12 protein-coding genes are annotated in these 8,992 nt (G+C 62.9%); 3 read left to right on the forward strand and 9 right to left on the reverse strand.

Annotated features, from left to right (window positions below; all coding sequences use genetic code 11):
• The 8 genes from VKI00_RS24940 to VKI00_RS24975 form a co-directional block, all read right to left on the reverse strand.
• Nucleotides 1–375 (reverse strand): glycosyltransferase (locus tag VKI00_RS24940; RefSeq protein ID WP_324443179.1); only part of this gene is annotated, 375 nt, incomplete at its 3' end.
• A gap of 59 nt (nucleotides 376–434) precedes the next feature.
• Nucleotides 435–1,760, reverse strand: a complete 1,326-nt coding sequence (locus tag VKI00_RS24945; protein ID WP_324443180.1) for a class I SAM-dependent methyltransferase — start codon at nucleotides 1,758–1,760, stop codon at nucleotides 435–437.
• Between the two features lie 41 nt (nucleotides 1,761–1,801).
• Nucleotides 1,802–2,083: a hypothetical protein gene (locus VKI00_RS24950; protein WP_324443171.1), complete on the reverse strand. Its 282-nt coding sequence runs from the start codon at nucleotides 2,081–2,083 to the stop codon at nucleotides 1,802–1,804.
• An 84-nt stretch (nucleotides 2,084–2,167) separates the two neighbouring features.
• On the reverse strand, nucleotides 2,168–3,481 hold the full coding sequence (locus VKI00_RS24955) for a hypothetical protein (protein WP_324443172.1): 1,314 nt from the start codon (nucleotides 3,479–3,481) through the stop codon (nucleotides 2,168–2,170).
• Nucleotides 3,481–4,032, reverse strand: coding sequence for a dTDP-4-dehydrorhamnose 3,5-epimerase (gene rfbC / locus VKI00_RS24960; protein WP_324443173.1), 552 nt, complete (start codon nucleotides 4,030–4,032; stop codon nucleotides 3,481–3,483). The genes VKI00_RS24955 and rfbC overlap by 1 nt, the downstream gene beginning before the upstream one ends.
• A 146-nt stretch (nucleotides 4,033–4,178) precedes the next feature.
• The gene (locus tag VKI00_RS24965; protein WP_324443182.1) at nucleotides 4,179–4,391 is read right to left on the reverse strand and encodes a hypothetical protein; all 213 of its coding nucleotides are present in this window, start codon (nucleotides 4,389–4,391) and stop codon (nucleotides 4,179–4,181) included.
• Between the two features lie 134 nt (nucleotides 4,392–4,525).
• Entirely contained in the window at nucleotides 4,526–5,776 is a 1,251-nt protein-coding gene (locus VKI00_RS24970; protein ID WP_414687283.1) for a PPE family protein, read from the reverse strand.
• Nucleotides 5,777–5,845: 69 nt separating this feature from the next.
• A complete protein-coding gene (locus VKI00_RS24975) occupies nucleotides 5,846–5,977 on the reverse strand; it encodes a hypothetical protein (protein WP_324443175.1) in 132 nt (43 codons plus the stop codon).
• A gap of 431 nt (nucleotides 5,978–6,408) precedes the next feature.
• Between VKI00_RS24975 and VKI00_RS24980 the strand changes: the two genes are divergently transcribed.
• Complete coding sequence (locus tag VKI00_RS24980; RefSeq protein WP_324443176.1) at nucleotides 6,409–7,083, forward strand: TetR/AcrR family transcriptional regulator; 675 nt, start codon at nucleotides 6,409–6,411, stop codon at nucleotides 7,081–7,083.
• 130 nt (nucleotides 7,084–7,213) lie between these two features.
• Complete coding sequence (locus VKI00_RS24985) at nucleotides 7,214–7,873, forward strand: TetR/AcrR family transcriptional regulator (RefSeq protein ID WP_324443177.1); 660 nt, start codon at nucleotides 7,214–7,216, stop codon at nucleotides 7,871–7,873.
• A gap of 16 nt (nucleotides 7,874–7,889) precedes the next feature.
• Here the strand turns inward: VKI00_RS24985 and VKI00_RS24990 are convergent, their stop codons facing one another.
• Nucleotides 7,890–8,252: a PAS domain-containing protein gene (locus tag VKI00_RS24990; RefSeq protein WP_324443181.1), complete on the reverse strand. Its 363-nt coding sequence runs from the start codon at nucleotides 8,250–8,252 to the stop codon at nucleotides 7,890–7,892.
• Between the two features lie 169 nt (nucleotides 8,253–8,421).
• On the opposite strand from VKI00_RS24990, the gene VKI00_RS24995 reads away from it, so the two are divergent.
• Nucleotides 8,422–8,992: NTP transferase domain-containing protein (locus VKI00_RS24995; protein WP_414687284.1), on the forward strand; the 571-nt coding region annotated here is incomplete at its 3' end.

Below are 8,992 nucleotides of genomic sequence, written 5' to 3' on the forward strand. Positions count from 1 at the left end.
CGCCGAACGGACGCCCCACTTGTCGAATGCGGTGCGCGCGAGAACTTGCCGATGGCGGCCGTCATCTCGGCGTTCGTCATGCACCAGCTGAACACGCGGCGCCCGTCCGGCCAGTGCGATCCAGCGTGGATCGCGGACCGACTCAGCGATCACGATGTCAGGCCGATGTTCGCGAATGCGGCGTCGAGCCGCCAGAGCCGCCGGCCAGGTCGAGGCAGTGCGGAACCGAGGATCGAGCACCAACTCGTAGTCACGCGCCGTATCTGACTCTGGATGTTGGTCGGTGGTCACCAATAGCACGTCGATGCCCCGCCCACGCAGCCCTTCAGCCTGCACGCGCGCCAGCGGACGCATCAACGGCGAAAGCCACAGCACTCGAAGTGCATTCGCGCTACCACGGTGATCGCGTGGGATGCTGGCCTTGGTCATCGCCGTCACCGTTTCGTGCTTTCATATATGGTCGAAACAGCTTCCATCCGACCAGCCTGGACTCGGAAGTTGTCTGCTGCCGGCCGCTCGGTCCCGTTGGATGCCAATGTCATCGCACTGTGCAGGGTTGGAAGAGGAAAGACGAGTTGACTGCCCCAATCGGCGATGTAGCTCAGCTGATCGGTGAGTTCGGTTTCCAGGTTCCACGGCAGCGCCAGCACCACATCTGGTCGATCGATGCTGAGAAGCCGGGGATCACGAATCGGGATGCGCGTACCTGGCGTGAAGCGCCCATGTTTGTATGGGTTGCGGTCAACGATGTACTCGAGCAGATCGCTACGGATCCCACAGTAATTGAGCAGGGTGTTGCCCTTGCTCGGTGCACCGTAGCCGATGACACGCTTACCGTCGGCGCGGCACTGGAGCAAGAACCTCAACAGACTGTGGCGCAGCGACTCGCTACGCCGCCGTAGTTGAAGATAACCGTCGACGCGATGTAACCCCGCGGCTTTCTCCATGCGCAACAAGCCCATCACCCGTTCGCTGGCCGGTGCGGCGATTCGCGCGGGCCGAGCCCAGATGCGAATCGAACCACCGTGCGTTGGAATCAGTTCCGCGTCGACGACAGCCAGACCGGCTGTGGCGAGCGCGCGTGTTGCCGAGAGCAGGGTGTAATACTGCAGGTGTTCGTGGTAGATCGTGTCGAACTGGCCTTGCACCACCAAGTTCAAGGCATGGTGCACCTCGATAGCTACCCAGCCCTCGTCGCTGAGTAGTCCGCGCAGCGCTTGAGTAAAGTCCAGCAGGTCCGGGATGTGTGCATAGACGTTGTTAGCGACCAACAGGTCCGCGGGGCCGTGTTCGGCGCGAAGTTCGCGCGCCAACCGCTCGTCGAGAAATGCGGAAACGGTCGGCACACCGCGGTCGCGGGCGACGGCGCCGACGTTCGCCGATGGCTCGATCCCCAGGCACCGTACGCCGGCCCGGACGACATGCTGCAGCAGATAGCCGTCATTGCTACCGACTTCGACCACGAATGAGCCGGCTGCCAGCCGCAGCCGCCCCAACGCGTCCTCGACAAAATCCTTCGCGCATTGCACACGGCTCTCGGAATACGATGAGTAGCATGGATATTCGGTGACGGTCTCCTCAGGCACGATCAGCGCGGGTATCTGCAACAGCAGGCAGTTCTCGCACAGCCGCAGGTGGAGCGGGAACGTCTCTTCGGGTAGATCGAGTTCGTCGATGGTGAGGAACTTTGCGCAAGGCGGAGTAGCCCCGAGGTCTAAGATGCCAAGCAGTCGATCCGAGTCGCACAAGCGGCAACGCAGCCGGGTCGCCGCTGTCGGCACGCCATTAGTTCCGGCGGGCGTCACGGCGCACCGCTTGCGCCACGGCTGTTTTGGTAGGCATACACCGGTAGCTCAGGAAGATGCTTGGCCACGCCGGCGAGGCACTCCTCGAGCACAGCGCGACGCTTGTACGGCGCGAACGCCCCAAGCAATGCAGGGGGCCCGGACCGCGGCGGGGGCACACCGCGGCCCGGGCGTTTCAGGTGGGCCCAGTCCAACTCGCACGTCATGCGATCACCTGCCTGCCGACGCAGCGCGGCCATCGTCGACCAATTGGCCGGACCAATCGCCATACTGGTCATCGCGTAAGGCTGATTTCTCAATCAACCGTCGCCGACCATGCGCACAGCGACCGAGGGGGAGCATGTTGTGGGTCATGACTCGGCCTAAACATTTGCCATCAGACCCGGTGGAATGCCGACGTCCGGCAGGCGTTGCGCCTCGAGCAATTGGTCGAGCAGCCGCCCAGGTGGCACCGCGACGTCGTCGTACGTCAGGGTGACGTCCTTGGGAACATCCCGGATGAGCATGCACCCCTCCGCCGCGCCGATCGGAAGCAATCGTTCGGCACGCGCGAGATGAGCCTTTTCCGCCTGCCCGTAGTAGTGGTAGCCGCCGAGCCGATCCAGCACAGTTCCGGCTTTGAGATCGACTTTGGCGGTCGTTACCGCCTCGACGTGGCGGGTCGGCAGCGCACGCACCGTCGCGTCGCCCATCAGCGCTGCCCGTGCCGCGGTAATCGGGACTTCGAAATGACAGAGGCGGTAAGGGGTGTGGAAGCTGTATAGCGGACCCGTGCCCAGCTTATACAGCTCTAGGTAATGCTGCTGCTTCGGATCATCCTGCGCACCAAGGCAATAGCTTCCCGGATTCGGCTTGGCGTGCACCACATAGTCGACGGCCCCGCCAAGTGCGAGCAGCTCGTCGATGTCGTAGCACTGGCTCAACTGGTCGACATGACCCCCATGGTTGCGGCCGAGCATTCCGCGTTTGTGTACAGACATTCCGGTGGCATTGGCGACGATCGATTGATCGACGCTCATCTTGGTGCCGTCGGCGAAGCTGGTGACCATCCATGGGTCCTGCCCCCAGCGCCGCGCAAACCCCTCTTGTGTAGTGGGATTGCGGTACGGATCGTGAAATCCCTTGATGTTGCCGCTGACCAGTGGAGTGATCCCGATGCTTCGTACGAAGCGGATCAGGTTCATCTGCGCGCCAGCCTGATCGCCGTCGCATCCGGTGAGCACCACACCTGCGCCGTCGGCCAGCCGGCCCAACTCGGCGCCGACGGTGGCGTCGAGTTCGGCATTCATCAACACCAGATGCTTGCCTCCGGCGAAGCAGTCCAGCGCGAGATGACAGCCGAGCTCGACTGACCCCGTCACATCAATAATGACTTCGATACCGTCGGTTTGCGTGATCGCATGGAAATCCTCGGTGACCGCTGTAACGCCTTGTCGGATTGCCTGGTTCAGCGCCGGTACACCTTCGGCAGCGATCGCATCGCTGTAACCGGCATCAATCAGCGCCTTGAACCCGCTGTCGGGATTTCGCACGGCGATTGCGGCCAATGTCATACCGGGGACACTGTTGACGATCTGGTTGACCAGGCCACGCCCCATGAACCCGCAGCCGGCCATCGCAACACGCACCGGATCGCCTTGGACCGCCCGCTCGGCCAGCAGTTTATCGACGCCCATCATCGCAACGCCACGCTCGCGACCGGTACCAACAGCGGCCAGCTCGCGTCCTCTTCGGAGATGACGGTGACCGACAACGGCCAATCGATGCCGAATTTCGGGTCATCCCAACGGAAGCCCTGCTCACTGTCAGGCGCGTAGGAACCGCTGACTTGGCAGTGGACTTCGGTGTTATCCGCCAACGTTTGAAAGCCGTGTGCGACATACGGCGGTATGAACAGGGCCCGACGATTGTCAGCGCTGAGCTGCACCATGACGTGCTCGCGGTAGGTGCGCGACTCGGGCCGGACGTCGACCGCAACGTCGACAATCGCGCCGCGGGTGCAGCGCACCAACTTGGCCTCGGCGTAGGGAGGTCCCTGACGATGCAGGCCTCGCACCGTGCCGCGGGTGTAATTGTAGGAGATATTCGTCTGCGCAACAGGCGAAAGCAGTCCATGGCTGTCGAATTCGTCGGAACAGAACGAACGCGAGAAGAAACCGCGATCGTCGCGATCCGGTTCGATGTCGACGATCATCACGCCTGCGATATCAGTGGGCGTGTATAGCACTGCAGCGCTCCTTCCATGACAAGCGCTCATCGACGTGCTCGCCATCTAGAAGCGTTGGCGCAACTACAGAACCCAGGTAAGCCTCGGCACCCGTGACAAGCACTCCCACAGTGATGTCCCTTCCGTTGTCTTGCTACCGACCGGCGCTAGTTGACCGAATAACTGTCGGTTTCCAATACGGCCTTCTCCACCGTGAACGCCTCGGCGTAGCGGGAGCGGCATTGCACCCCACGGACTCGCATCAGGCCAAGGAAAACCTCGTCATCAAACCAATCGCGGCCGGACTGAGACGGATAGCATTCGAGCGAGCCCCAGACCATAGGCTTAGCGACGAGAAGGTGCAAACCCATGATCAGCATGCAAAGCATCATACATACTTTTTGAATGGCATTAGGCCCTTAGATCGACTTTAGGTATTTTTACTTACGTGGCGCAGGCCGGCAGCTTGCGGGGTCCGAAAGGACGAGCAGGACGCCTGCCAGCGCTGTCGGCCTTAACCGGCAGAAAGCGGACGCTGCACCACGGCCGGACGGACGTTGTAACGAGCAGCCAGAGGAGAGCTGGTGCCTCCGCGCGCGGCCGTATTCGCCGTCGGAGCACCCAATGGGCCCGCGGGCGCGCCCGGCGCAACCGGCGGCGCAGCGCCGAGCCCGCCCGTCGCGCCGGGCAACGCCGAGGAAACCTGGCTGAATGCCGGAGCGGCAGAGGCCCAGCCCTGGGGCACCGACAACGCGCCGAGCGTGGCCGCCCTGCCCACACCCGCGGTCACAGCGGTTTCGCCCATTCCGGTTGAGCTGAAGGCACCGGCTCCCGAGCCCAAGCTAGGGTTCAGCGCCGATCCGAACACCTGGAATCCCCTGCCGAAGGCGCTGGTCGTCGGGCCAATCGAGTTCATCACCGAGGCCGCCGAGCCAAGCATCGATGCGGGCGAGGCGATGCCCGATACCAGGCTCGTCCCCGAAGTCACTGCCGTCGACGACGTGCTCAGGGTCGACAAGGTCGACAGCGGCGACGTGGACGACGTGGACGACGTCACCGAGACGGCCGACGCGAGCCCCTGCACTGCGGTGGGCATCGCGGCAGAACTCAGCGGCGTCGACAACACCGAACTCAGCGGCGTCGACAGCGCAGAGGTCAGCTGTGACACGACCTGCACGCCCGTGCCTGCCGACGTGGTGGCAGCTTGCGTGACCGCCGCGGCCAACCCGCCCAACCCGCTTGGGCTGGTCGTCTCCACCGGAGTCGCAAACGGTATCAACGTCGATGCAGCCGCAGCCGCACCAGCGTAGCCGTACATCGCCGTTGCATCCTGCGCCCACATCTCGACGTACTCGGCTTCGGTGGCCATGATCGCCGGGGTGTTTTGACCGAAAAAGTTCGTTGCGACCAGCATCAGCAACAAGGCCCTATTGGCCGCAATCACCGCCGGCGGCACTGTCATGGCGAACGCGGCCTCGTAGGCGGCCACGGCCGCCATGGCCTGAGCGGCCGCCGCTTCAGCCTGGGCGGCCGTGGTGCTTATCCACGACACATAGGGGGCGGCGGCAGCCGCCATTGACATCGAAGACGGCCCCAGCCACGACGCCGTGAGGTCCGAGATTACCGACCCGTAGGAAATCGCCGTCGAATACAGGTTGTCGGCCAACGCATTCCACGCCATGGAGGCAGTCAGCATCGGCCCCGATCCCGGGCCGGTATACATCAGCCCAGAATTGATCTCTGGCGGCAAGGCCCCGAAGTCCAGCATCTATGGACCGCCAGATCTGATCGCTGATGCTAAGCCCCCGAGTTCCACAGCTGCACCTTCCGAAATCTAAAGCGCCGCAACCGCGTTGACGAGCCGGGTGGCGCGAACCGCTGCGGCCGCATTTCCAGCCGTCGCCGCACCGACGCCCTGCGAGTTGCCGGCCGTCGACGCCTCTGGCCGCCTGGTCACGAACAACACGTGCGTCTCCTCACGGATCACTCTCGGCCCCTGCCGCGGGTTCCGCCGTCGCCTATCCCGCGATGGGGCGATACGCGGTTGCTCAGACCAGCCGTCTGCACAATCTCTATAATACATACTTTCCGATTGATATAGCGCTAGACAGGAAACTTGTAGTATTTTGAGCACATGGTTAATAAGCAGTGCATCGGGCGTCGGCCGGCAACTCACCCGCAGATTGAGGTATAGATGCGTTACGGACCGAAGCAGGCGGCTCAGGATGGCAATCGCGTCGCGTCGGTAACCGACTGCGGCCCGCTATTGCATTAAGCTCGTCATAGCAAGCCTCGAAACGAGGGGCCCTGTTGTCGACCATCTCGGCGGAGCGGCCAAGCGATTCGCCGTGATAGTGGTCAACTAATCGGCGCGCACGATTATTAGGTGGCCCAAGTATGACCGAGACAACCGACACCAGAGCGGATTCCACCCGCCAGCAGATTCTGCATGCCGCCGCTCATCAGTTCGCCCAGCTACCGTACCACCAGGTTGGGCTCGACGATGTCCTCGCCGAAGCTGAGTTGACCAAGGGCGCAATGTATTTCCACTTCCGCTCTAAGCATGCGTTGGCACTCGCCGTCATCGAAGACCAAGCCACCGAGGCCAAGGCGGTGATCGCGGCGCTGGAGGCCCGCAAGTTCTCCGGACTGGAGACGTTGATCGACTTCTCCTATCAGATAGCTGTTCGCGACATCAGCGAGGACATGGCCCGAGCGGGGTTCAATCTGCTCGAGCAGATTGGGCGAATCGAGGGACTACAGGCAGAACGACTAGCGGGCTGGATCGAGACCCTCACCGCCATCGCCGATCGTGCCATCGCCGAGGGCGACATCCTCGACGAATGTGAACCGCAGAATGTGGCACGTCTGATCGTGTCGACGTATATGGGGCTGCGCCAAACCAGCAACCTCGACGAGCCCGAGCGGTTCCTCGCACACCTCGAGAAGACTTGGGGGCTGTTGTTACCCGGCATCGTGCGTCGGGAGCGGATCGGTTACTTCCGTCAATTCATCAGGCGACGCACGGCAATCGCGATCGGCAGCACCTCAGCGCTGGCGGGTTCAGCGTGATCGCGAAGCCGGTCAGGCAATCCCGCGAGCGACCGGTGTGCAACAGCCGCCTGTTAGGCTTTCCCGCCGAGTGATGACTTGTCAGACGCCTAGGGTCCGGAGTCTCAGCGGAACTCCGGAGGTATAGGCGATGGCACGCCAGGTTCGATCCGAAGCGACACGGCGAAAGATTCTCGATGCCGCGATCGACGTATTCACTGAGGTTGGGTACACGGCCGCCGATCGGGGCACGATCATCGAGCGCACCGGGATGACCAAGGGTGCCTTTTATCACCACTTCGATTCCATGGAAGCACTCGCATCCGCGATCATCGACGAAGGCGCCAAGCTGGTCCTCGACGCCTTAGGTGCGATGTCTGACTCATTCTCACCGGCCCTGGAAAACATGGTGCACGGGTCATTCGTGGCGGCCAACCTGTTTGCTTCCGATAAGGTGGCTCGTACCGCCGAGCAGTTGACGCTTGCCTTCGGGAAGTTCAATGGCACCGGCGCCCAGGTCTACGCCAACTGGGTGGAGGGGATGGCCGCCCAGGTGAGCCGCGCAATCACGGAAGGTGACCTCCGAGAGGGCCTCGACCCGAAAAAGGTCAGCGAGGCCATCATCGGCGCAACATTTGGGACGCGGATACTGTCCCAGTCGACGCCGGACGGCGGCGACCTCATCGAGCGATTGACCCAAATATGGGAGCTGTTGTTCCCCGCGATCGTGACCGATACATCACTGGCTTACTACCGCGAGTACCTCGCCCGCGAAGCCCTCCGGCACGTCGAGCACGAGTCCGCGCCCTAACCGCGCGACGCGGACCCTAACACTCGTTAACCCAGAGATGCTCGGTCAGGTCCTGGAACGTCGCGAGTGCGATCTCATCGTCGCTGCGCCTCAGTGCCGACCTGCTCATCAGCGCACGTACGGTCGAGCCGTCCTGGTGAGCTAATTCGACGACCAAGTTCGCCAGCCCGTCGACAACCGAGAGCGCCGATTCCGTAGCCTGCGCGCCGTAGAAGATATCGTGGAACTTCAGCGAAACAACTTCATCGGCGTCACGGCCGACCATCTCGGCGAACGCGCCATTGGCGAACACGATCGTGCCGTCCTGCAGGACAGCCAGCGTGGGGATGGGAATCCGCTCCAACAACACCAGCGCCGGCAACTGCTCAAGAGTCGCCATTGGCGATTGGCTGGCCTTTGCGGTTCGGCGGCGCTCCATCGCCTGATTATTGTCCATGGTGGCGTGCGTGGGCGGCGAACCTGAGCCGAATGCTTTGCCGCAACCGTGCGGATAATGACACGCTGAAACACACAATGACGACATACAGAGATGCATGCGCAGGGCCACGATGCGGCCAGAAGCCGAGGAGGTTCTCTTGACATCGCAAGGCGAATCGGCGGTCCTCGTCCTGGCGGCCGGGGCCGGAACCCGGATGCGCTCGGACACCCCGAAGGTGCTGCATCCCCTCGCCGGCCGCACCATGCTGGCGCATTCACTGCACGCGATCGCCAAGATGGCGCCGCAGCACCTGGTCGTGGTGCTGGGTCAGGACTACGGCCAAATCGAACAGGTCGTCGCCGAGTTGGCCGGCACGCTGGGGCGTTCCATCGACACGGCAATACAGGATCGGCAGCTCGGCACCGGTCACGCTGTGCTCTGCGGCCTGTCGGCGCTGCCCGATGAGTTCGCCGGCGTCGTCGTCGTGACCTCCGGCGACGTACCGCTGCTCGACGCCGATACGCTGACCGATCTGGTCGCAGTCCACAACTCCCGCAGCGCGGCGGTCACCATGCTGACCACGACGCTGACCGATCCGACCGGCTACGGCCGAACACTGCGCACCCAGGACCACGAGGTGATCGGGATCGTCGAACAGGCCGACGCCACACCCTCTCAGCAGGAAATCCGCGAGGTCAACG

This window comes from Mycobacterium sp. (genome assembly GCF_035314665.1).
GTDB lineage: Bacteria > Actinomycetota > Actinomycetes > Mycobacteriales > Mycobacteriaceae > Mycobacterium.

Excerpts from the sequence above, each read along its gene's own strand:
- VKI00_RS24950 (WP_324443171.1), bottom strand. The coding sequence starts at position 2,083 with ATGACCAGTATGGCGATTGGTCCGGCCAATTGGTCGACGATGGCCGCG.
- VKI00_RS24955 (WP_324443172.1), bottom strand. The coding sequence starts at position 3,481 with ATGGGCGTCGATAAACTGCTGGCCGAGCGGGCGGTCCAAGGCGATCCG.
- VKI00_RS24965 (WP_324443182.1), bottom strand. The coding sequence starts at position 4,391 with ATGCTGATCATGGGTTTGCACCTTCTCGTCGCTAAGCCTATGGTCTGG.
- VKI00_RS24980 (WP_324443176.1), top strand. The coding sequence starts at position 6,409 with ATGACCGAGACAACCGACACCAGAGCGGATTCCACCCGCCAGCAGATT.
- VKI00_RS24985 (WP_324443177.1), top strand. The coding sequence starts at position 7,214 with ATGGCACGCCAGGTTCGATCCGAAGCGACACGGCGAAAGATTCTCGAT.
- VKI00_RS24990 (WP_324443181.1), bottom strand. The coding sequence starts at position 8,252 with ATGGCGACTCTTGAGCAGTTGCCGGCGCTGGTGTTGTTGGAGCGGATT.